Origin of the sequence: Leptospira yasudae, assembly GCF_003545925.1 — a bacterium.
GTDB lineage: Bacteria > Spirochaetota > Leptospiria > Leptospirales > Leptospiraceae > Leptospira > Leptospira yasudae.
This window is the reverse complement of sequence record NZ_QHCU01000001.1, coordinates 348,005-370,842: the sequence shown is the minus strand read 5'-3', so window position 1 is coordinate 370,842 and position 22,838 is coordinate 348,005. Positions and strand designations below refer to the sequence as shown.

At 47.1% G+C, this 22,838-nt stretch carries 16 protein-coding genes, 1 pseudogene and 1 riboswitch; of the genes and pseudogenes, 7 read left to right on the top strand and 10 right to left on the bottom strand.

Going from position 1 to position 22,838, the window contains the following annotated elements:
• The first annotated feature begins 332 nt into the window (after positions 1-332).
• Positions 333-2,033, top strand: a complete 1,701-nt coding sequence (locus tag DLM76_RS01725) for an acyl-CoA dehydrogenase family protein (RefSeq protein ID WP_118964212.1) — start codon at positions 333-335, stop codon at positions 2,031-2,033.
• 204 nt (positions 2,034-2,237) lie between these two features.
• Here DLM76_RS01725 and DLM76_RS01720 read toward each other — a convergent pair whose 3' ends face one another.
• Entirely contained in the window at positions 2,238-3,209 is a 972-nt protein-coding gene (locus tag DLM76_RS01720) for a porin OmpL1 (RefSeq protein WP_118964211.1), read from the bottom strand.
• Between the two features lie 149 nt (positions 3,210-3,358).
• Positions 3,359-4,318: a porin OmpL1 gene (locus DLM76_RS01715; protein WP_118956171.1), complete on the bottom strand. Its 960-nt coding sequence runs from the start codon at positions 4,316-4,318 to the stop codon at positions 3,359-3,361.
• Positions 4,319-4,784: 466 nt separating this feature from the next.
• Positions 4,785-4,883, top strand: a riboswitch (TPP riboswitch).
• A 126-nt stretch (positions 4,884-5,009) separates the two neighbouring features.
• On the opposite strand from DLM76_RS01715, the gene thiC reads away from it, so the two are divergent.
• Positions 5,010-6,578: a phosphomethylpyrimidine synthase ThiC gene (gene thiC, locus DLM76_RS01705; RefSeq protein ID WP_118964210.1), complete on the top strand. Its 1,569-nt coding sequence runs from the start codon at positions 5,010-5,012 to the stop codon at positions 6,576-6,578.
• 357 nt (positions 6,579-6,935) lie between these two features.
• On the opposite strand, the gene DLM76_RS01700 is transcribed toward thiC, so the two are convergent.
• The 3 genes and pseudogenes from DLM76_RS01700 to DLM76_RS01690 all read right to left on the bottom strand — a co-directional run bounded on the left by DLM76_RS01700 (position 6,936) and on the right by DLM76_RS01690 (position 9,483).
• Positions 6,936-7,883: a fumarylacetoacetate hydrolase family protein gene (locus tag DLM76_RS01700; RefSeq protein WP_118964209.1), complete on the bottom strand. Its 948-nt coding sequence runs from the start codon at positions 7,881-7,883 to the stop codon at positions 6,936-6,938.
• 193 nt (positions 7,884-8,076) lie between these two features.
• Positions 8,077-8,883 (bottom strand): SDR family oxidoreductase, encoded by an 807-nt coding sequence (locus tag DLM76_RS01695; protein WP_118964208.1) that lies wholly within the window; start codon positions 8,881-8,883, stop codon positions 8,077-8,079.
• Between the two features lie 92 nt (positions 8,884-8,975).
• Positions 8,976-9,483 (bottom strand): annotated as a pseudogene (locus DLM76_RS01690) (DUF2721 domain-containing protein).
• Between the two features lie 45 nt (positions 9,484-9,528).
• On the opposite strand from DLM76_RS01690, the gene DLM76_RS01685 reads away from it, so the two are divergent.
• Positions 9,529-10,230, top strand: coding sequence for a fatty acid desaturase CarF family protein (locus DLM76_RS01685; RefSeq protein WP_118964207.1), 702 nt, complete (start codon positions 9,529-9,531; stop codon positions 10,228-10,230).
• Here DLM76_RS01685 and DLM76_RS01680 read toward each other — a convergent pair.
• Both DLM76_RS01680 and DLM76_RS01675 read right to left on the bottom strand, forming a co-directional pair.
• Positions 10,220-11,074: an LA_0991 family prenyltransferase-like protein gene (locus DLM76_RS01680; protein WP_118964206.1), complete on the bottom strand. Its 855-nt coding sequence runs from the start codon at positions 11,072-11,074 to the stop codon at positions 10,220-10,222. The genes DLM76_RS01685 and DLM76_RS01680 overlap by 11 nt on opposite strands.
• 106 nt (positions 11,075-11,180) lie before the next feature.
• Positions 11,181-12,221 carry a mechanosensitive ion channel family protein gene (locus DLM76_RS01675; protein ID WP_118956468.1) on the bottom strand — a complete coding sequence of 347 codons (1,041 nt, stop codon included), beginning with the start codon at positions 12,219-12,221 and terminating at the stop codon, positions 11,181-11,183.
• Positions 12,222-12,368: 147 nt separating this feature from the next.
• Between DLM76_RS01675 and DLM76_RS01670 the strand changes: the two genes are divergently transcribed.
• The 4 genes from DLM76_RS01670 (at position 12,369) to DLM76_RS01655 (ending at position 17,779) form a co-directional block, all read left to right on the top strand.
• Positions 12,369-14,651: an adenylate/guanylate cyclase domain-containing protein gene (locus DLM76_RS01670; protein WP_118964205.1), complete on the top strand. Its 2,283-nt coding sequence runs from the start codon at positions 12,369-12,371 to the stop codon at positions 14,649-14,651.
• On the top strand, positions 14,648-16,261 hold the full coding sequence (locus tag DLM76_RS01665; protein ID WP_118964204.1) for a hypothetical protein: 1,614 nt from the start codon (positions 14,648-14,650) through the stop codon (positions 16,259-16,261). The genes DLM76_RS01670 and DLM76_RS01665 overlap by 4 nt, the downstream gene beginning before the upstream one ends.
• A gap of 19 nt (positions 16,262-16,280) precedes the next feature.
• A complete protein-coding gene (locus DLM76_RS01660; RefSeq protein WP_425528914.1) occupies positions 16,281-17,081 on the top strand; it encodes a fibronectin type III domain-containing protein in 801 nt (266 codons plus the stop codon).
• A gap of 98 nt (positions 17,082-17,179) precedes the next feature.
• On the top strand, positions 17,180-17,779 hold the full coding sequence (locus DLM76_RS01655; protein ID WP_241548161.1) for a DUF1554 domain-containing protein: 600 nt from the start codon (positions 17,180-17,182) through the stop codon (positions 17,777-17,779).
• A 231-nt stretch (positions 17,780-18,010) separates the two neighbouring features.
• Here the strand turns inward: DLM76_RS01655 and DLM76_RS21515 are convergent, their stop codons facing one another.
• Genes DLM76_RS21515 through DLM76_RS01645 form a run of 3 tightly spaced genes read right to left on the bottom strand, consistent with a single transcriptional unit; the run spans position 18,011 to position 22,463 of the window.
• Positions 18,011-18,334 (bottom strand): hypothetical protein, encoded by a 324-nt coding sequence (locus DLM76_RS21515; protein ID WP_135779479.1) that lies wholly within the window; start codon positions 18,332-18,334, stop codon positions 18,011-18,013.
• A 42-nt stretch (positions 18,335-18,376) separates the two neighbouring features.
• Positions 18,377-19,801, bottom strand: coding sequence for an exosortase N (xrtN, locus tag DLM76_RS01650; protein ID WP_118964202.1), 1,425 nt, complete (start codon positions 19,799-19,801; stop codon positions 18,377-18,379).
• A 10-nt stretch (positions 19,802-19,811) separates the two neighbouring features.
• Positions 19,812-22,463, bottom strand: coding sequence for an XrtN-dependent VIT domain-containing protein (locus tag DLM76_RS01645; protein ID WP_118964201.1), 2,652 nt, complete (start codon positions 22,461-22,463; stop codon positions 19,812-19,814).
• Between the last annotated feature and the right edge of the window lie 375 nt (positions 22,464-22,838).

Genomic DNA, 22,838 nt, shown 5'->3' with positions numbered 1-22,838 from the left:
CATGTATTTTGTGCGACGTTCGCTTGTGTTTCGGAGAGCTGATGGCCGACTGTGTTTTCGAGTTTTTAAGAAAGAATTTGCCGTTTTCCGACGTGGTGCTTCGAATCAATCCTTTCTTCCGTTAACAAACAGGATTCGGTAAAAAAGCGTTTTTCTATTTTGCCTTAAATCGGCGATTTCTCTTTAAATTCTTTATCGAAATCAAATCCGAACGGAAATTTCTGATTTACTTCTCCTCCACCGATTCGATTCTCCTTTAGAGCCTTTCCGGCCATCGTATTTCTTTTCGGAAACGCTTTTTGTCGAAATGAAAATCATGAAGAGATAAATCAATGGATCTATTAAACCCCAACAAAACGGAATACAAACATCTGGATGAAAAATCCAGAAACATTATGAAACGTACGATCGCCTTTTTCGAAAAGAAAGGGAAGAACAAGTTAAAAGAAGACGACCGGAATCAAACTTGGTATGCGGATTTTCTAGAGTTTCAAAAACAGGAAAAGGTTTTTGCAACCTTGATGACGCCAGCGGGTTACGGACCGAGCGATTCCAGATGGGATACGACTCGGATTTGCGACTTCAATGAAATCGCGGGCTTTTATGGTCTTTGTTATTGGTATACTTGGCAGGTTTCCATGTTGGGTCTCGGTCCGATCTGGAACAGCAAGAACGAAGAGATCAAACACAAGACCGCCAAACTTCTGCAAGACGGTGAAATTTTCGCGTTCGGTCTTTCCGAAAAAGAACACGGAGCCGATTTGATCTCCAGCGATATGTCCTTGGAAAACAAAGGCAACGGGAACTACGTAGCTAACGGAAGAAAATACTATATCGGAAATTCGAACAAGGCCGCGATCGTTTCCACCTTCGGTAAGATGAAGGATACGGGGAATTACGTTTTCTTTGCCGTTAACTCTGGACACAAGAACTACGAACTGATTCAGAACGTGGTCAACTCGCAAAGTTATGTGGGAGAGTATGCGCTCAAGGATTATCCGATTGAAGAAAAGGATATTCTGTCCAAGGACAGAGAGGCTTGGGACGCGTCGCTCAGCACCATCGCGGTTTGTAAATACAATCTCGGTTGGGCTTCCATCGGAATCTGCACGCATTCCTTTTACGAGGCTCTCAATCACGCTTCTAAGAGAAAATTATTCAACCGTCGCGTAACGGAATTCTCCCAAATCAAACAGATGTTCGTGGACGCGTATTGCAGACTCTTCTCCATGAAACTGTTTGCAGCAAGAGCGAAGGATTACATGAGATCCGCGTCTGCGACCGATAGACGTTATCTTCTCTTCAATCCGATGGTGAAGATGAAGGTGACGATGCAGGGAGAAGAAGTCATCAATCTTCTTTGGGACGTGATCGCAGCGAAAGGTTTCGAGAAGAACATGTATTTCGAAATGGCGGCGAAAGATATCCGCGGTCTTCCTAAGCTGGAAGGAACGGCGCACGTAAACATGGCCTTGATCATCAAGTTCATGAACAATTACTTCTTTGAACCGAATTCTTCCCTGCCGAAGATTCCTAAGATGGACGGCTTTCAAAACGACGACTTCCTTTTCAATCAGGGAACGACTTCCAAAGGTTTTGAAAAGATCACCTTTCCGGATTACAACGAAGTGTATGCGAGCGTGAATCTTCCGAACGTGAAGATTTTCAGAAAACAGATCGAGGTTTTGAAGGACTTCCTGAAAAACACTCCGCCCGATTCCAAACAATCCAAGGATTTGGATTTTATGCTCATCCTTGGGGAACTTTTCACGTTAGTCGCTTATGGTCAGCTTTTGATCGAAAACGCGGCGATCGAGAAGGTGGAAGACGATCTGTTGAGTCAGATTTTCGATTTTATGGTCCGCGATTTTTCCAAATTTGCGCTTCAACTTTATTCAAAGAGAAGCAGCACGAAAGCACAGATGGAAAAATGTTTGGCGATGATCTATAAACCGGAAGAGGATGAAGCTCTTTTCAACCGCGTTTGCGAAAAGGTTTATTCTTACAAAGACGCGTATGAAATGGCTCCTTGAAACGCGACCTGTCGAACGACCCATAGGGAGTGAGGCATTGAGTTTAGGGAGCAATTCGCTGAGTTATTGCGACTCATCGAACGACCTAAACTCCGTCAGTAGAGAGAAGTTGCTGAGTTATGAAGTGAGATTTGAATTCAGAAAGCAATCCGCCGGTTCAATAAAAAGCGATGAACTTCGGTAGATTGCTTTTTGAAACGATTATCAAAGCTCGTGTTTGTAACCTGCCCGATATGTCTGGCCTCCGACTTGAATCGGAAAGGCCGGAGTAGGGGAAAGGTTGAGGATGGTTCCCAAAGATTGACTTGTAGTCGAGTCCATCTTGGACGCGAAGACCGTTTCCAATTCTAAAAAAACGTAACCCTTGTCCGTGATTCGGGCTTGGATTCCGATCAGCCAATTCGGGGAAAATCCCGAAATTCGAAACTGAGTGTTTTCCCGAACCGAAGCCGGATCGGGACCGTCCTTCAAAAGATCCCGAACCAATGCGAGCTGAGGAACGCTGACAATAAGAGCGTCTAACGTGTCTGCGACGGTTTTCGAATCGTTTCTTCCTCGAAGTCCCCAGCCTCCCGTATAATAATTCAAACCCATTCCCATATAAACGGCCGCATCTTCGCTGACGTTTAATTTGATTCCGATCGTTGCCGGAACGACAACGGATTGAAAGTTCCAATTCGCATCGATGAAGCGATATCCGATAAAACTCGCCTTTGTTACGCCGCCTGCGATCTTTTGCGTATAGTTTGCGGAAATTCTCCAGAAAAAATATTTTCCGAAGTCCTTTTCGAAACCGGCCATGATATTGCCGCCTACCATCGCGCCTTGCGCGCTCTCCGCCTGAAACACTCCGCCTGTGGTTCGTTCGATCGTGATCAATCTGTTTTCGGGAACGACCAGTCTACGAAGCGCGACCCCGTTTACGAATCCGTTTTGACTGCAGATCGCAACGTTCGGGTCGCAGGCATTGGAAGATTGAACCGTGTGGTATTGTCCCGAATTGATTCCGTCTTTGGTGATGACTTCTCCCATATTTCCCAAATCGAATTGAAGACCCAATCCGGTTACGAAATAAGATTTTGCCGAAAGGTGATCGCAAAGGGAGAAGGAGAAGAACAGGCAGACAGTCAACCAATATGACTTCGTTACGAAGAATCGACGTGGAACCAAGATCATTTACGCTTCCTTACAGCGGATGGTTGAATTAGGACGCTAAATTCGAATCGACTGCTGTCAAGGTTCTTCGGACTTTTTTTGAGCGAATGGTATAAAAAAAGGCTCTCGAAGGAGAGCCTTTTTGGAAATTCGATTCTTAGGAAAGAATCTTAGAGTTCGTGTTTGTATCCGAATCTGTAGATCTGTCCACCGACAACGATCGGGTAAGCAGGGTAAGGAGAAAGGTTAGAAGCTCCCCCTACGGACTGAGTCTTACCTACGGAGTAGGCTGCAGACATGATCGTTTCGAGTTCTAAGAATACGTGTCCTTTATCGGAAACGCGTGCCTGAGTTCCGATTAAGAAGTTCGGAGCGATTCCGGAAGCTCTAAATCTTGTATGTTCGCGAGTCGTAACCGGATCGGTTCCGTCGCTCAAAAGATTTGCTACAGAAGTAAGACCTGCAGCTGTCATGAGGTCGTATCCGCCTTTGATGTTGTTCATCCCGTTCAAAGACCAACCACCGTTGAAGTAGTTCAAACCGGCTCCCATATAAACAGCCGCATCTTCGGTTACGTTCAATTTGATACCCACAGTCGCAGGAATCACGATTGCGCTGAATCCCCAAGTGATGTCTACGATGTTGTAACCAGCGATATCCGCTTTGGTAACCCCGCCGGAGATCTTTTGAGTGTACTCGGCTGCAACTCTCCAGAAGAAATATTTCGCGAAATCGGATTCGTAACCTACCATTAAGTTACCACCCACCATAGCTCCCTTAGTGCTTGTAGCGTTGATAAGACCGCCGGTAGTTCTTTCGAGAGTGATCAATCTGTTTTCAGCAGGGATTGCTCTTCTTGGAGCAACTCCAACAAAGTTACCTTCTCCGGTAGGTCTTGATGGATTTTGTACACAGCCTGCATCCGTTCCAACGGTACAAGTGTTGGAAGATCTTACAGGACCGTAATACGTAGCCGCATCGAGACCGTCCTTAGTGATTGTTCCACCTAATTGACCCAGGTCTAATTGTAACCCGAATCCTACAATTGCGTATGATTTTGCACTTAAGCTTGCAGCCGACGCGAACAGTACGGCAAGGACAAGCAACACCTTACTCATGTTACGAACCATTGATAACTCCTTACTCACGATTCAATTTTGATTTGATTGTGTTTCCGGAGGTTATTTCTCTTTTCCTGAATCCCGGACACAGGGTGAAACTTTAGAAGTTCATGGATTAGTGTCAAACAGGATTTAGAGAAAAGGCTGAAAAGTTCCCAAAATTCCGGAGTAGAATGAAAAAAATTTTAACGTATTTATAACATTTGTTATGAGTTTGTATGAAATCTTTCACTCTTGGAGCGACGAAAATTTTTAAAACATCCCTTAAGACGCGGAACAAAAAACACACCGATTTTCACATTGGAAAAGTCGTTTGGTGATTCTCACTCACTGGATTCTAATCGGGAAGTTTCGAATTCTTCCGTTCTTAGCGTTCTATATAGGTCGGAATTTCTCAAAGAGAAACGGGTTTGATTTTAGTACAAGGGCTTCTTTTTATTCTTGTCATCGAACTCTTGTCATGCGATTCTACTTTTGAAACCGTTGGGGGTGGGGCTAAACAAAATAGCCTCTGAGAGAGTCCCCGGAACCTGATCAGGATAAGGCCTGCGTAGGAAAACGGATCATACAAACGATTCTATCTTTGTTCCAATTCATTTCGAGTCGTCTCGGAAATTTCAAAGGAAGAATCGCGAATCGGTTCTTGTTTTTTTAACGTCCTTCCTCAGTTCCATCTCCAAACCCGCGGTCAGGAGAAAGTATGGAACCCGCTCAATCATTTCAAGTCCCGCTCAAAACGATTCGTCTAACCGACGGGACCGAATATCAATCGTATCATACGGAAGGCGCGCTTTCCGATAAGCAGCCTTCCGATTATAAAAACGGAATCGCGAAACTCAGACAAGAGTGGATTCGAAAACGTTTGGATCGAGGAGATACGAATCATTCGCAGATGTATTATGCGAAACAAGGGATCGTCACCGAAGAGATGCGTTATGTGGCGCTTCGGGAGAATATGAATCCCGAGTTCGTTCGTTCTGCGATCGCGAGCGGTCGCGCGATTCTTCCTTCCAATCGAAATCATCCCGAACTCGAGCCGATGATCATCGGAAAGGATTTTCTCGTAAAAATTAATGCGAACATCGGAAATTCCGCGCTCGGTTCCTCCATCGAAGAAGAAGTCGAAAAACTTCATTGGGCGGTCAAGTGGGGAGCGGACACGGTGATGGATCTTTCCACGGGAAAGAACATTCACGAAACGAGAGAATGGATCTTGAGAAATTCCCCCGTACCGATCGGAACGGTTCCGATTTATCAGGCTCTGGAAAAGGTGAAAGGAAAAGCGGAGAATTTGAATATTCAAGTTTTCTTAGAGACTTTGGAGGAACAAGCCGAACAGGGAGTGGACTACTTTACGATTCACGCGGGAGTTCTGCTGCGTTATATACCGTTTACCGCCAACCGCGTGACCGGGATCGTATCAAGGGGAGGATCGATTCTCGCAAAATGGTGTCTCGCACATCATAAGGAGAATTTTCTTTATACGCATTTCGACGAGATTCTCAAGGTGATGAAAAAATACGGAGTTTCGTTTTCTCTCGGAGACGGATTGCGTCCCGGTTCGATCGCGGACGCAAACGACAAAGCGCAATTCGGAGAATTGGAAACGCTCGGTGAATTGACCAAACGCGCTTGGGAAGAGGACGTTCAAGTAATGATCGAAGGGCCGGGTCACGTTCCGATGCATCTCATCAAAGAGAACGTCGATCTTCAGATGAAACTCTGTCAAGAAGCACCGTTTTATACGTTAGGCCCTCTTGTCACGGACATCGCTCCGGGTTACGATCATATTACTTCCGCGATAGGAGCCGCGATGATCGGATGGTTCGGAACGGCTATGCTCTGTTATGTGACGCCGAAAGAACATCTCGGACTTCCCGATAAGGAAGACGTAAAACAAGGAGTGATCGCGTATAAGATCGCGGCTCATGCGGCCGATTTGGCAAAGGGACATCCGGGCGCGATCGAACGCGATAATCTTTTGAGCAAGGCCCGTTTCGAATTTCGCTGGGAAGATCAGTTTGCTCTTTCCCTCGATCCGGAAACGGCAAAGTCGTTTCACGATGAAACCCTTCCGCAGGATCGTATGAAAACGGCGCACTTTTGTTCCATGTGCGGTCCTCATTTTTGTTCGATGAATTTAACGCAGGAACTCCGCAAATTCGCGGAGGAAAAAGGAATCGGCGAGAAGGAAGCCCTTCAAGTGGGACTGGAAGAAAAATCCAAAGAGTTTTTGGATCAAGGAGCGGAAATCTACAGCGCTCCTTGAGTGTGGGAACTCCTGCGGAAAAGTTTTGGCCGCATCCGCGTTAGAATCGGAACGAATTTCGTTTGAATTTTGTGTGAGTTCCTACACGCGGACCGCGCCACTTCCGGCTCGCGGAGTCCCGCTCGGTCTTTCAGACCAAGCCGTGCGTGTCGCTTGCGGGTTGATGCTCGGGAAATTTCTCCGTTTACCCATGAGAATGTAGGAACTCCTTCGTTTTAGAGAAAATACAAGGACTCGTTCCGAACGTCACAATTGGTCCGACAAACAAAGTCGAACGAAATTGGATTGACGGAACGGGTCGCTGCTTCCAGCGGAAACGATCCATTTCGTCTAACGTGCCGAACCCGATCCACCGATTTACTCGGCGATCACGTTCAAAATCTGTTCACCGAGGTCGATCTTGCCGTCGACGGTGCGGATCGTAGAACGGACGACGTCTCCCGGTTGTAAGTATTGGCTTCGTTTGCTTTGGCCTTTGACAAACAACTTCCATTTCGTTTTTTCGGAAAGAAACCCGCCCAGAGCCTGCACGAGTTTCCCCGGCGCGCGGAGCGCACAACCGGAAGGAGTTCCCGTTAGCAAAACGTCACCCGCGGCAATATTACAAAAACGTGATAGTTCTACGATGCTTTCGATCGGTTTGAAAACGAGATTGGAAGCGCTGTCCTTTTGACGGACTTCTCCGTTTACGGTCAACGTCAGTTCCAAAGAATCCAAACGTTCGAAATCGCCCGGTTCCAAAACCGTAAGATGCGGACCGGACGGACAAAATGTGCGATAGGATTTTCCCTTATACCATTGCAATTGAGGAAGCTGAACGTCCCTCGCAGAAACGTCGTTTGCCATAAAGAACGCGGCGACGTGCGAGGCTACGTTTTGCGGATTCGGATCCAAATCGGAATCGAATCCTTTTCCAAAAACAAGACCGAGTTCGATCTCGTAATCCAGAAGTTTTACGTGCAAAGGGCGCACAACGTCTCCGATCGGTGGAAACAAAGAAGCGTCCGATTTCGTAAAGAAGAGGTTGTAATTCTTGTCGTCCGGATTCAACCCCGATTCGATCAGATGCTGCCTATAGTTCGCGCCTTGACAAAGGATCTGACAAGGAGCCGTGATCGGAGATAAAATCGAAATTCCTTCCGAAGAAATCGATTTAAGTTTGGTCGATTTCTTTTTCTTCCGTAAGAATTCGAGAAAGTCTTTTGTCGATAGGTCTCCGCAGCCCAACGGGAGAATTCTCCCGTTCTCGAGCAAAGCCCAATCGACGTTCTTCTTTTTCTGAAACCGGATATAATTTTTTGCCATAACAGCCTCAACTTACTTCTCTTGATCGCCAATCGCTTAGCGGATGTCTTTGTATAAGTCGCAATAACTCAGCGAATTGCTCCCTATGGGTCGCAATAACTCAGCGAATTGCTCCCTATGGGTCGCAATAACTCAGCGAATTGCTCCCTATGGGTCGCAATAACTCAGCGAATTGCTCCCTATGGGTCGCAATTCATGTCACTTTCGCTTTTGCGATCATCTTTGCAAAAAGATTCGGAAAGAATCGATAAACAAAGATCGCGAACTTTTCTCTCGGACCGGCAATGATGATCCGCTTTTCGGAAGCGGCGATTCCATCCAAAATTTTGCGGGCGCATTCGTCCGCAGAAATGCCTTGTTCGATCACGGAATCCATTTTACCTTGTTTGCTTCCGTCGCCTTTGAGTGCGTTGTTGGAGATTTGAGTCTTGATAAAGCCCGGATAAATTAAGGAAACTTGAATATTCTCCTGAACATTTTCCGCGCGGAGGGCCTCGTAAAAACCGGTGAGGGCCGCCTTCGTCGCGCTGTAACCGCTGCGGAGAGGAACCCCGAATAGTCCGGCGACGCTCGAAATCGAAGCGATGACTCCGCTCTTTTGTTTGCGTAAGATCGGAAGAACGGCGAGGGACAACGCGATGTTTCCGAAATAGTTCACGTCCATCAGTTTTTCATACGTATCCACCGTGGTTTCATACGTAAAGGAACGCTGGCTGATTCCCCCGTTGTTGATGAGAACGTCGATTCTTCCGAATTGATCGATCGCCTTTTTCGGAACGTTCTTTAGTTTTTTATAATCTTCTAAATCTAAAGGAAGAATCAGGCTGTTCGTTTTGGTGAGACCGCATTCTTTTTTGACCCTTTCCAATTCCTTGGTTCTTCTCGCGGAAAGAACGATCTTCGCTCCTCGTTTGGCCGCTTCCTTTACGAGTTCTTCTCCGATTCCCGAAGAGGCTCCCGTGATCCACACCACCTTGTCTCTGTAAAACGCTGCGCTCATATTGAACTCCCGCTTTCGAAACCGATTTCCGGATTTCGATTTCTTTTTAAAAAGCGAGAATTACGGAGAAACTCTCCTGCTTCAAGAATTCTTTAGTGCGAGCCGGAATTTGTTCGTTCGCGATCCATCGCATCCAGAGCGTGCATTTCGATATCGAGAGCGTGAACGGAAAGATGGATTTCCAGCAAACAGATACAAAGCGAAACCACGAGAAAGAGGAGCGCGAACGCAAAAAGAATCCAAGCGGTTTGTTGCAGATCGAACGCCAAGACGGTCAGACAAGAAGTGCAGGCGAGCAAGCTGAGGATTCCCATGCTCTGCGTATGACGGATTAACGAAAGACGGAAACGGAGATTGCGGATTTGGGAAAGAAGATCCGGATTCTGCTTCTCCTGGTATTTTCCGATGAGCTGCCTTGCGAGACTCGCAAGACCTAAAAAACGATTCGTATAAGCAAGCATCAGAAGAGAAATCGCGGGGAACAAAAGGCCGGGCGTATTGAAGGAAAGGGGGCTCATATCAAGAAAGATCCGATCGCGAGTTCCTCTGTAAAGTTTCATTTTTTTTTTGCGGTCCAAGAGTTTCTTTGCGGAAAAAAATATCGCCTGAATTCTTATTTGTGTTAAGAATACACCAGGCAATCGTATGAATACCGAACTTACTCCCGTTCCGAAACCGGACTTAACCGTTCATCGAATCTTCGAGACACTCAGCGTAATCGCTTTCGTTTTTCTTTCCGTTTATCTAGGCTATAAACTCGCGAACCTTTTTCAAAACAACTTCGCGGCTCATTCGTATTTGATCTGGGCCGTGCCTTCCGTGATTTTCCTTTCCTGGCTCGGAGCCGATTTTATCTCCGGTTTGGTCCACTTTTTGGGGGACAGCATCGGTTCGGAAAATACTCCCGTGCTCGGACCCGCGTTCATCTTTCCGTTCCGCGATCATCACGTGGACCCGAAAGGAATTACGAGACACGATTTTATCGAGACGAACGGAAACAATTGTCTCGTTTCGCTGCCTATATTAGTATATTATGTTTTCTTTTGGGACTCTGCGGGCGTTTTCAGTTCGCTTCTCGCGCTGTTCTGGTTTTTTCTTTTGTGGGGAATTTTCGCGACCAATCAGATTCATAAATGGGCGCATCAGGATTCTCCTTTGCCCCTGATCAAGACATTACAAAAATATAAACTGATTTTAGGACCGGAGCATCACAAGGTTCATCACACGGCCCCTCACGACACGTATTTCTGCATCACGACCGGATGGTTGAATCCGATTTTAAAAGCCACGAAGTTTTACGAAGCTCTTCGTTGGATTTTAAGAATTCCTCCCGCGGTCAAACCGTAACCCACCGTCGAATCAAAACCGGAATACAGGCCAGGATGAAATAACCTTCTCCGAAAAGTCTGTAAAACCGGTTTTTCTGAAACGAAGTCTCAAACCGCAGAATTCCCGCGGGAATCGCGTACCCCAAACCCAAATACAGACATTCGGGGAGAATCGGCTCCGAACTTTCCCGAAACCAGAAAAGAATTCCTGTCGCCCCGATTGCGGCTAACGTATAAACGGTCTTTTTTAAAGCGACGGGAGAAATTTGTTTGAGAATCGATTCCACGTTTTCTTTGCGATCGATTTCTTTTTCCATATAAGAATTTACGAAAGAATTGCAAAGCGCCGTTAAAAAGAAAAGGGCGCAGGGTGTCCAGGTTTCAAACGCGGATTTTTGCGTCAGCAGGATCGGACCGAACCAAACTCCGGCGGTATAAAGAACGGAAACGGAACATTCTTTCCAAAAGAAGGGAATTTGAAGATACGAAAAGACGACGTGCAAAAACACGAAGATTCCCAAAATCAAAGCGACGTTTACGACCCATTCCCGCAGAAACAGTATCCCGCAGACAAAACACAGAACAGCCGCGATCATCGTGATCCAACTTAAGAAAATTCTGTTTTTGTAATGGAATGCGTGCCGTTCGTTCGCGCTGTTTTCTCCCAATTTCCAGCCGTCGATCAGATGATCCGCGCTGTAGATGACCCAAACGGACGCGGGCAATAAAATCCAAAACGCCGTTCTCATTTGCGTATGGAGAAGGGAGGATGCAAACCAAGCCGAAGCGACCGCTCCGCATACGATATCGACGCTCAATACGTTCCAGTAATAAAACGCGTCTTTAAAAAAAGAATCTTTCATGTTTGCAAGTATCTTTAAGGCGTTCGATTGTTTGTCGGTCCAAGTGACCGGTCTTTAAACGGGTTGACAACAGAATAGAAAGTTATCCGTTTCCCGTTCGCTCGTTTCATTTCTTGTTTTGCAGCCTCAATTCGATTCCTTCTTTTTGAAAACGGGAATGGAGAAGTTTGATGTATTCGTGTTTGATCTGAAACTGATCCGTGAATTCCTGAGAAGGAAGAACGACTTTGAAATCGATGGAACTTTCGGAGAACTTTTGATAAGCGAAGGAAACGTCCTTGGTCGAAGGCGACTGATAGAACTTCTTCAATACTTCGTTTCCGATTTCCACCGCGAGAGTTTCCACTCGTTCGAGATCGGATTGATAAGCGACACCGGCTTCGATCTGAATCGAAAATTCTTTCGTGGGCAGATCGAAGTTAGTAAACACGGATGAGGCCATGACGGAATTCGGGACCACGATCGTGCTGTTGTTGAATCTGCGGATCGTCGTGCTTCTCCATGTGATGTCCTGCACGTAACCTTCGAGTCCTTCTCCCGATAGACGAACGTAATCCCCTTTTTTGAGCTGCTTTCCTAGAAGAATGCTGAGACCCGAAAATAAATTGGAAAGGGTCGGCTGCAAACCGAGCGCGACCGCAAGACCTCCCACTCCGAGGGCTCCGAGAATCGGTGCGACCGAAATGCCGAGCGATTGCAGGATCAACAAAACACCGATGGCGAATAACGTGATTCGAACTACGTTGCTGATGATCGACGCCGAAGAAATCAAACCGTCGGTTTTTTCGGAATACGTTTCGAACACCGCCGAAAAAAGACGAACGAGCGAAAAGGTTAAAAGAACGATCGAAAGAATTTTGTATCCTAAAAAGACGAATTCTCCCGAACCAGTGGGAAGTTTGAGAAACTTTAGGAATAAAAACGTCGCCAGAAGGAAGAAAAGCAAACGGATGATTCTTCTTCCCGCTTTAAAAAGAGGATGAGAGCTGGGAATTCTATTCTGAAAAAGAACGGCGGAAAGTCTCGGAACGATTCTGTCTCCGAGTATATAACCGAAAAATAATACGAAGAGAAAAATTCCGAAAGCGTTTCCGAATTCCAAAAAGAATTCCTTCGAAAACCAGGTTTGAATTCCGTTCCAATCCATGGGAACAGTTTTCGAATAAATCCCCATCCGGCAAGGCCAAATCGTCTTTCGGCGATCTAGAACCGCTTTCTTTGTCCGATCTGTGTCGATTTTCGTTCAAATCGTTTGGCCTTAACTATGTCTTCTGTTTAAATTTTCGATTTTAGGATGACAGGAGAAAAAACATCTTCATTCTTCTCCAGAATTAAGGAGAACAGGGAACGGATGTCCAGGCTGCTTGATCGATTCATACGGAAACGGGATAAAACGATCCGTTGGGAAGAACTACCGAATCTTCACTCCGACGGAGACGATCCCGATTTATTAATCCGAAGTCTGATTGGCGAAAAGCTCGCGCTTGGAATCAGAGAAGTCGTTTTTTGTCTTCCGGGAAAGGAAGCGGAAACTCTCAAAAAGTCCCACGATTTTTTAAGACTCGTACGCGATTTGAAACACGGAGGTTTTACGATCTCTTCCGCGGACAGCGATAAGATTCTTTCCGGCAGCGGAGAATCCTCGGAAAAATTCTTTCAATTCCTGAAAAACCGTTCGCACAACACTCCTTGTCTGATTTGGACGGGTCACGGACTTGCGTCCTCGATCGAATCAAAATATTATGATTTTCTAAAGCATCCTCAACACCCGCACGGTTACGACGAGCCGTTCCGTCCTTCCCGGTTTACGATCCGGGTAAAACTTCTCTCCATCGTTTCCGCGATCATCATGATCAGCATGAGTTTGATGATTACGATGGCGACGTACTTTTTCAGAAAATACAGCGAGATTCTCATTCAGGAATACAATCTTTCTCTCGCAAGAATGACCGGTCTGCAGCTGAGCGGACAACTGAAGGAAACCACTCGTAAGATTCAGGACTTTCGTCCGGCCGAATCGGAAAAATTCTTCCGCGCCAATCCGAACGCGGTCGCGTATGTTCGCTTTCGATCCAAACCGGGGGATTCCGTCCGCGAAATCAGTTCGCTTTTTTGGAATCTGAAATTTTTAAAGACGAATTCGGTTTCGGGAGTTCCCGATCCGGAGACGCTGAAAGGCGCTTTGGAAAAGGCTTCTTCCCGTTTGTCCGGAACATTAGAAGTATTGAATGTTTCTTCCGAGTTCGGCTTCCCCGCCGTTGCGGTTCTTCTTCCCGTATCCGAAGGCGCGGAGATTTCGGGTTTGGTTTTTTCCGCCACGGAATTTTTGGATTCTTTTTTGGCGGTTCGACAAACGGACTTCTTCCAAATGCTCGTCGTGGATTCTTCCGGAAATCTGATCGCGCACTCGAACGACAAGGAAGCGATCTCCGGTCGGGATTATAAAAAACATCCTCTTGTGGAGAATATGCTTCGCAGTCCTTCGGATAACGGTTCGCAGCGTTTCGATTTTGAAGGAAGGGAAATGCTCGGTTCGTATCAACAGCTCGAAGTAGGAGGGCTCGGAATTCTTTCCACGTTGGACGCCGATCTCGCTTTCGAGGCGGTTTACAAGATTAGAAGACAGAATCTTCTCATCATGATTTCGGTTTTATCCGTGGCATTCTTCGTCGTGTTCGTGTTTTCAAGAACTCTGACGATTCCGATCATTCAGCTTCTCAGTGCGACGCGTAAAGTGGAACAAGGGAATTATCACGTTGATATCCGTCCCACAACGCACGACGAAGTGGGGGTTCTTACCAACTCGTTCTTGCGAATGGCGCGCGGACTCGAGGAACGCGAAAAGATCAAAAGCACCTTCGGTAAATTCGTAAACAAGGAAATCGCCGAACGCGCGTTATCTTCCGATCTCAAGCTAGGCGGCGAAAACCGAGACGTTACGGTCTTCTTTTCCGATCTACGAAACTTTACGGGAATGTCCGAAAAGATGAAGCCGGAAGAAGTCGTAGAATTTCTGAATCAATACTTCACCGAGATGGTGGAATGTATTTATCTCACTCAGGGAATCGTGGATAAGTTCATCGGAGACGCGGTGATGGCTCACTGGGGCGCGCTCGTTCACGACGGTCACGAACCGAAGAACGCGATCAACGCGGCCTTGTTAATGCGAAGAGCGTTGATCGAGTTCAACAGCAAGGGTCACGAGATAGGTCGTCCGTTTACCCGTTTCGGTTGCGGAATCAATTCCGGTCCGGTGATCGTGGGACAGATCGGTTCGGAGAAGAAGCTTGAATTCACGGTGATCGGCGATACGGTCAATCTCGCGTCCAGAATAGAATACTTGAACAAGGAATTCGGAACCGACATTCTCATCTCGGAAAGCACGTATCAACAGGCAAAGGATCATTTCAACTTCGTGGAACTTCCTCCCGTATGGATCCGCGGAAAGGAAAAACCGCAGTCCATCTACGCGGTGTTAGGTTGGAAAGAGGATCAGGATTGCCCTAAATCTCTCGAAGAATTACGCGTGTTATGCGGAATTCCCGACCCTGAATCGCCTTCCCGGTCCTTGGCATGAACCTATATTCGAAATTTCGAAAGGAAATCCAAGTGGGCGTTCTGTCCCTTCTCGCGCTTTGCGTTTCCCTTTTTCTTTTTTGGAGAGAAGGCGCGGCCGATTTCGGGGAAGGCAGAAAGGAAACCGTAGGAAACATCACGTTCAAATACAAAACCGCGCAGAGAAAATTTTCGGATCGTATGATCTGGCAGGATGTGGAGCAGAACTTTCCGATCTTCAATCACGATTCCGTTCGAACCGACGAATTGTCCGAAGCCGTCGTCACTCTGACCTCGGGAACCAAATTCGAATTGGATCCGAGATCGATGATCGTAATCAATCTTAAGGAAGAAGAGGAACTTCTGGAATTGGAGGAAGGTTCGGTTCGAGTGCAATCTACCCGATCGGTAAGCCTTACGTCCGGCAAAACGGTTCTGAAGTCGACGGACAAATCCAGTCTGTTTCGCGTAACGCGGGACGGAACGAGCGGTGACAATCTCGTAGAACTCACCAAAGGAACCTTGAAATGGATCGACTCCAATCAGGAAACCAAGGAAATCAAAGAAGGTGAAAAGGCGAGAGTCGGAAACGAATCGCTGCAGCCGATCCGGGAAGAATGGACCTTGTTCGAACCCGTGGACAATCATCGGATTTTTCCGGAAACCGGAGAGGCCAGGATCCTATTCCGATGGAAACCGGTCCCTTCCATTCCCAATGTCGTATTAGAAGTTTCGTTAAACCGAAGTTTTCATCCTTTGATTTTCAAAAAGGAATCCAAAGGGGATTTTGCGGACGCCAATCTTCCCGAAGGAATCTATTATTGGAGGCTCATCTCCGCGGACAAAACGAAACTTTCCGAAGTCAGGAAATTTCGCATTCTCCCCAACCCTCCCGTAACGTTGTTGTTTCCGTTGAAGAACACGAGCTTGGAAGGCGGCGAGCTGCAATCGTTTCGATGGAAACCTTCCCGTTTAGCGACCGGTTATATTTTGGAAATTTCGGAGTCGCCCGATTTCAAATCGGGGCTCAGGCAACTCACGGTTTTTAAAACTTCGATCTCCATTCCGTTATCGGGAGGAAAATATCATTGGAGAGTGAAGTCCTTCTCGAACTTACCGGGAACCGAAGCCGTATCCGAAGCGAGATCGTTCCAGGTTGAAAAAACGGAAACCGTTCAAAAGACGGAAGTTCCGGAAATACAAACTGCCGCGCCGACGACGGCCGCGACCAACGAAACGATTCCTTCCAAACAAACGGAAAACGGAAACGAACCGAAAGCCGAAAAGGAAACATCCGTACTTCCGGCCTTGGTATTTCCGATTAAAGGAAGGACCGTGGATATGACCGGACAAAACTCGATCGTATTCCGCTGGAAACACAACGCGAATTCCAAAGAACAAAAATGGAGTCTAAATCTTTACGGAGGAAACGGAGAATCCATACTCAAACGATCCGTAAACGGAGAATCCTTCCGCTTGACGGACCTAAGCGTTCTGGACGTTGGAAAATTCTCCTGGGCCTTGATTCAGGAAGGCAACGAATCCAATCAGGCTAAGGCGGAATTTAAAATCGTACTGAGAGAAGACTTGGCCGCCCCGGAAACAAAAACAACGGGCAAAAAAGGGGAATAGATTGAGATCGATCGCAAGAATGATTCCGGCGCTGATCTGCTTGTTTATAAGCGTTTCTGCATATTCGGAAGAAAGAAAGTATACGTTTTACATAGAATGGAACGAGGTCAAGGGAAACAACGGATACAAGGTGGAGATTCGAAAACCTTCCGATCCGAATACCTTAGTCGCGGAAGAGAAAGTCGTTACGAACAGCTTGGAATTCTTGATTCCCGCTGGGGAATACGAGTTTAGAATCTCCGCGCTCAACCGTTTCGGAAAGCCGTCCTCTTGGAGTCAATGGTCCGCGTTTCTTGTCGAACATGATCGTCCTAAGAGCGTGTATGAGGCCGAAAAAAAACAGGCCGCCGTCGGCGTGGCATCGTGGAAGGTCTGGGTTCCGGGACTTCTTCCTTTGGAACGAAAAGAATACACGAAGGCTTCTTTGATATTTTTATGGTTCGGCGCCTTAGCGGTTGCGGGTAACGCGGAAAGAACTGCGGGAAATTCCCTCGCTCAATCCTCCGCAAACGATCCCGGCTTTTTGGCGTTAGCCGCGTTGACGACTCCTCTTCCGGTGACGTTCTATCTTCTTCAGCAAAGGGACGAGGATAAAAAAGAATACAAAACGCATCAAAATAATCAAGTCGGCATAGGCGCGTTAGCCCTTTTGACATACGGTCTGAATGTGTGGTTGGAAAAACGTTCTTTTCAATCGACGACCGTTTTGATAGAATCGAAGTCGGAAGGCGTTACACGATGGAATTCTCCGAACCTGCAACCGAATTCGTTTCTTTCCTTGGGGAGAATCGAGATCAGCTTCCGAAAGGAGTTCGAATGATTCGAAAGAATATTCTGAAATTTGTATATTCTTTTTTTCTACTTTGCTTTTTCACAATGAGTTGTTCGGTCCCGTTCCCAGGAGATACTTCCGGCGTTTTGCTGCTTGCACTTTTGAATTCGAATAGCGGCGGTGGAACGACCGATCCGGTCCTTTCCTATAAATTTCTTTTCGTCACCACAACTCCTTCGGGTGGTTCGCTCGGAACCGTGACCGGTGCCGACACTATGTGCGCAAATGAAAAGAACTCAAATTTTTCTTCTTTGCCGGGAACGGGGAGCGATTACAAGGCTTTGATTGTGTCGAACGTGGCTCCGGTGCGCCAGGCGTGTACGGCCGCCTATTGTACGAACCCGGCTCAAAATATCGGTTGGGTGCTTTTGCCGAATCAGGACTATTACAAAGGATCGACAAGTTCGCCGGTGAAAGTGTTTACCACGAACGCGGCGGGGATCGTTGTTTTTCCAACGCCGGGTTTATCGGCAAATATCGATCCGGGCGGCGCCGTGGAATGGTGGACCGGGCTTGCGCAAGACTGGACGACCAGCGGAGGTGATATTTGCAATAACTGGTCGAATGGAACCGGTGTTTTTACGGGAATGTATGGCGCCGGAAACGTAACGAATGAAAATTCGATCGGTTCCCTTTTCGGAGACGCATGCAATACGCCGAGAAGACTCGTGTGCGTTCGGCAGTAAGGGATTTGTCTGGAATTTGAAAACTTGTAGGAACTCCTACGATTCTTTCGTAAAACAATCGCGCCCCACCCTGATCTTGGGTGGAGGGGTGAGGTGGCGGGAAGAATCGGGAGACTTTTCCATATCAGAAAATCATACTTTTTGCAATCACTTTTAGAATGTCCAACTTGTAGGAACTCCTGCATGTTTCGGTTGGGACCGTCGAGATCCCAACCTCAAATCGAAACATCCTCAAAAATAAGAGATCGGTTTTTGATAAGCGACAACGATCAGATCTTGGGTTTGCCTCAGTTCTCGTTCAAATTCCATAACGGATCGGATTTGATCCTCGTTGAGAACGGCGGAACGGATCGTTTTGCAAAGATGTCTGCCTTGCGGTTCGACGTCTTTTTTGTAGAGAACGACGTAAGCTCCCGTTTCCTTTTCTAAAAGGAGAATCCGGTTTTTCTGCGTTTCATCCGGAATCAAAAGCACGTTCAGGTCCAGTTCCTCAAGAATCCGTTCCGAAAGTTGATTTAGAAAAGAATGATGTTCTAATGCGTTTCGATGATTCATGCGGGTTTTCTTTGCCGAGGAAAACGATTTTTCGTTCGTGCGCTATTCTATCGGCTCTTTGGAAATTTCTCCGATGACCGCGCGGAGTTCCTTCTCGTCCGGTCCGTATAAGTTCCATTGAATCGCGTCGGCTCCCCGAAGCCGTTCCCATCTCCAGTGAAAATCGGATGCCGATCGAAACGGTGCAAACGAACGAATGTTCGAGAGTCGGTCTCCTTCCAAGGTTTCGTTTTTCGTAACCGAATACCACCAAAAAAGAATCGGAGCCGCCCCCGAAGGACTTTTGAGTTGCCCTCGGTTCAAACCCTTGTCTCCGGTTTGTTCCGTAAAGGCAAAACCGACCGCTTCAAAACAGATTCTCGGATCGTGGCCGGTTCCGATCGCGAACAAATCCCTCTTTAAAATCAGATACTTCTCTCCCGACCGATAAACGGCGATTCTCGGATCTTTGGCAGTGGAATCGGATTCGAGTCGAAAGGAGGAAATTTGCGAAGGCCAGTTGCGTTTTGGAACGGGCGCGATCCGGTTTCCGAACAGCGAGGCCGTCGCGAGTAAGGGAAGAATCAGCCACGCCGCTCGGGAAGGGAATCGTATGGCAAGGGCGGCGCTGCCGGGAGTTGATTCGGATTTTTGAATATTCGGAAAAACGAAAGATACGATCGAAAGCGGGATAAATACTCCGCAGACAAACAAAACGATTCCGATAAACTCGTGCCTCCAAGAAGAAGCGGGAATCTGAAATAAAACCAGCGTGAATACGCGGAATAAGTTGGAAAAAAACCAAAGCGGGAAAACGGACAGAAGGATCAAAACAAAGCCGATTCGGTTGGAACGGAGCGAGAGCGCGGCGGCGATGAGAAGGGAAGCGAGTCCCATCTTCATACCTTCACAAACACGATCGACTACGAACCATTCTCCGTGAAAGAAAATCTGATTTCCCACCGCGATCGATCCCGCGTCGATCCAACGCATCCCTTGAACGCAGATCTCTGTAACGATCAATCGAAGTTTATATCCCAGAAAAAGGGAACCGAATCCGGTGATCGGAGGAATCGCCAAGATTAAAAAGGGTGCGGGCCAAGAGAAACGGATTCCGCTCGTATGCAAAACGGCCAATGCGTTCCAAAAAGAACCGATCCAAATCAAACTCGATCTTTGGAAAAGGATTCCGCAGATCAAAAACGAAGAACCCGGAACGAACCAGAGAACCTTCTCCGATACGATCGAAAACAGTTTCCATCTTTTGAATATTCTGCGAATTGCAAGCGAGACGATACCGTTCTCTTCGTCGTTCGTTAAACGAACGAATAAAGGAAGAAACAAAACAGGGTACAATTCAGCGATCGAACGGGCGCCGAGAGAATCGAAACCGACCTTGAACATCGGAATCACGCATACGAAAGCGAGAAGTCCGACGTAAAAGGCGGGCCGACCGGTTGAACCGATGAATGCGGAAGTCGCGGTCATATCGTTTTTGTTAAGCGAATTGTCTTCTCGTTTTGAAATAGACGATCAAACCGAAGACGACGCAGATCAGCAACAGCCATTCTCCCGGTTCGGGAACGGCGCCGGGCGCTTCGAGTTTGCTTTGTCCAAGAGCCGACTTGCCCGCTTTGATTCCGAAACGATTGTAATCGTTTTCCGTTTCCAATACGATCAGTGTGGAAACGGGAGATACGACCATTGCGTCCCTTGCTAAATCGACAAGATCCCCGTTTTCCAAGTCTCGGTCAAAGAATCGTTTGCCGAGTTGTTTTAGAATTCTTCTTTGAATCGCCATTCGGATTAACAAATCGCTTCCGGGACGTTTTACGTTCGAGCCGTTCGTCGTTTCCAAAGTTAGTTTTGCGTGAGGAAGGGATACGATTCCTTCTTTTTCGATCGGCAAACGGATTTGTTTCTTCTTGAGAACCGCAAAGAGTTCGTCTTCGTTTTCCGCGACCGACACGACTTGATTCAGATCGATTAGGCTCGCGACGTATTCGGAACGTTTTCCGTTGAGGATCGCGATCTTATACGGCTCGTTCCGTTTGCCTGCGGCGGTTTGAATCCCCTCAAATCGGGAAGAGCCTCTGAGTTCTCCCAAAGGAATCGATTGATTCTCTCCCGATACGACCCAAAGAGGATTTTTTCCGGCAACCTTAGAAGTTTCCGGTATTTCGTTCAAGTGCAGCGGAAACAGATTGAAGGCGGGAATTTCGCATTCGTCCAAATACCGCATCGCCTTATCCGCGTCTTTCGTATAAAACCATTCGTTGGTAAGGATCGTAACCGGAATTCCGGAGTCGTAAATTTTTTGAACGACTTCCTTCCAAGTCGAACGGGAAAGGGAAGAATTTAATACGACAAGAACCCGATCGGGTTGAAAGTCTTTGATCGCAGTTTGTTCAGGAAGAACGTTGTATGTCACACCTCCGGCGGAAATCGTTCCACCCGGTTTTGTCGCCGGAAAGGAAAACGACCAGCCGCGAAAACCGGAGTTTCCGGTCCATTGACGCACTTGCGAATCCGATACGACTTTTTCCTTGAGAGAAATTCCGTTCGGGTCGAGTTCGATCGGCGCGCTTGAAAACAAATCCACGTTCACCTTTTGATCCGCAAAATCGGCAACCGGACCTTCGATTTTGATTCTTTCATAGGAAAGAATTTCTTTTCCGTCGGAAGCGAGGTCCGCCTTGAGAGGGGATACGATTCCGATGCGGACCATTCTATAATTTTCCGGAGTCACCGGAAACACGCGCAGGCGCAGACGATTTCCGTCCAGCCATTCGACATAGGAAGGATCTCTTCTTTCCGCGCCCACGATCGTCTGATACGCGTTATGCGCCGTCGATTTGAAAGTCAGCCTCGCCGGTCTTTCCTCGCCGTCGATCCAAAGGGAAAGTTTCGTGCAGATGCTTCCCGGAGGAACGGTGATCGTATAGATCGCTTCTTCGGGGGAGGAATTCCAAGTGCCCAAACCGATCCAGGTATGAGAGGAAGAATTCTCGTTATAGATGGAAAGAGTCGTTTCCGTATAAGACACTCTGAGTTCGGGATGAATCTGAACGTGCGAATCCATGTCCGTGGTAATCAACGAAGTCCCGCGCCAAAGACGATCCAAAAACGCATGCGATTTTCCGAATAGAAGATGGAGAATTTTTCCCGCGTCTTCGGCGGTGATTCTCTGTTCTGCGTTGGAACGAAAGAGGGAAAGAAACCCTTGCGAAGCGAAATACGCGAGCGGATCGAATTGACTCTGGGCCGCGAACAGCCCCATCGCGGATCTTCGATCCGGCTGCAGCACCATTTCGGTCACGTGATTGACTCGGAGATGCGCCGCTTTTTGGATCCACTCGGGTAAATCCGCGTCGATGCGGTTATTGCCTTGGATCGTTTCGGGTTTGGTAAGAATATATTCCGCGTGTTTCCACTGAAAAAAATAATAACCGCTGTAACTCAAAAGAAGAACCGTCGTACCGATCATCAAGGCGGCCGAAATTCGTTTTTGATTCCCGCTCGGAAAGGAAGAATGAATCTTATGAACCGCTTTTCCGAATGCAGTCATCGCGAACAAAGGTCCGTAAGGAAGAAAACCCAAGCCCGCCATCCAAACCAAGGCCCAGCTGAAGACCATCACGGGCGCCAATACGAGCGCGAACGAGAGCGAGATAAACGCACCCATGATCAAGAAGGGTTGAAAGAACAACAACGCAATCGAAGGAATCCGCTCGTGGATCAACGAAGCGGCCAGCAAAGAAAATGAAATCCAAAGAGCCCACACGGTTCTTTCCGTAAACGGAGGGAAGACTTCGTGATTGAGGATGTACGAATTGGCGGTAAAGCAGATCGCCGAAAGAATCAGTGTGAAAATCAAAAACGGTTTGTAACCCGGAAACAATGCGTAGAGAAGAAGGGAAAACAAAGAAAAGAATACGATCGCAAGAGATCCGAAAAAGAGAAAGTTCGCGAACTCCGAAGGGTGGTATTGAATTCTCCAGCTGAGTTCCATAATTCCGTACGCGATTCCGATCAGAATCACGATGGTAGCGATCAATCCGAAGATCGCCAATATCCTGTTGTGTATTTTGAATCCTAAAAGATTCAATTCGCCCAAAAAGTAGTCTTGAATTTTTTTGCCGATCGCCATAACGATTGTTTCCTTCCTAAGTAGGATTCAGAATATACCGAAAAATAGGAAAGATTCGCCCGCTTGAGTGTTCGTTTCCAAGCACTCAGGTGCTTGACGTCGCGAAGCTTCCTCTCTGAAAACTATTCCTTCCTATAACAAACAAGGTCAGCCTGGGAACGCTTTTTTTACCGAGAAACGATCGGATTTATAAGGTGAATCTTGCGTTCCTTTGCGGAATTTCGTTTTCGGATCGTTTCCCAAACGACAAGAATTGCGAACCGAAAACTACCTCTCGCGAAAAATTTCGTTTTGGGCGCGGGCGAATTCCGATCCAGGGAAAATGTTCGTCGTTCTCCCGTTCAAAAGGAGAATGAGAAAATTATAATGTTTGAA

Bases quoted from the DNA above. Each gene is read 5' to 3' on its own strand.
- DLM76_RS01725 (WP_118964212.1), top strand. From the start codon at position 333: ATGGATCTATTAAACCCCAACAAAACGGAATACAAACATCTGGATGAA.
- DLM76_RS01720 (WP_118964211.1), bottom strand. From the start codon at position 3,209: ATGATCTTGGTTCCACGTCGATTCTTCGTAACGAAGTCATATTGGTTG.
- DLM76_RS01715 (WP_118956171.1), bottom strand. From the start codon at position 4,318: ATGGTTCGTAACATGAGTAAGGTGTTGCTTGTCCTTGCCGTACTGTTC.
- thiC (WP_118964210.1), top strand. From the start codon at position 5,010: ATGGAACCCGCTCAATCATTTCAAGTCCCGCTCAAAACGATTCGTCTA.
- DLM76_RS01700 (WP_118964209.1), bottom strand. From the start codon at position 7,883: ATGGCAAAAAATTATATCCGGTTTCAGAAAAAGAAGAACGTCGATTGG.
- DLM76_RS01695 (WP_118964208.1), bottom strand. From the start codon at position 8,883: ATGAGCGCAGCGTTTTACAGAGACAAGGTGGTGTGGATCACGGGAGCC.
- DLM76_RS01685 (WP_118964207.1), top strand. From the start codon at position 9,529: ATGAATACCGAACTTACTCCCGTTCCGAAACCGGACTTAACCGTTCAT.
- DLM76_RS01680 (WP_118964206.1), bottom strand. From the start codon at position 11,074: ATGAAAGATTCTTTTTTTAAAGACGCGTTTTATTACTGGAACGTATTG.
- DLM76_RS01675 (WP_118956468.1), bottom strand. From the start codon at position 12,221: ATGGATTGGAACGGAATTCAAACCTGGTTTTCGAAGGAATTCTTTTTG.
- DLM76_RS01670 (WP_118964205.1), top strand. From the start codon at position 12,369: ATGACAGGAGAAAAAACATCTTCATTCTTCTCCAGAATTAAGGAGAAC.
- DLM76_RS01665 (WP_118964204.1), top strand. From the start codon at position 14,648: ATGAACCTATATTCGAAATTTCGAAAGGAAATCCAAGTGGGCGTTCTG.
- DLM76_RS01660 (WP_425528914.1), top strand. From the start codon at position 16,281: ATGATTCCGGCGCTGATCTGCTTGTTTATAAGCGTTTCTGCATATTCG.
- DLM76_RS21515 (WP_135779479.1), bottom strand. From the start codon at position 18,334: ATGAATCATCGAAACGCATTAGAACATCATTCTTTTCTAAATCAACTT.
- xrtN (WP_118964202.1), bottom strand. From the start codon at position 19,801: ATGACCGCGACTTCCGCATTCATCGGTTCAACCGGTCGGCCCGCCTTT.
- DLM76_RS01645 (WP_118964201.1), bottom strand. From the start codon at position 22,463: ATGGCGATCGGCAAAAAAATTCAAGACTACTTTTTGGGCGAATTGAAT.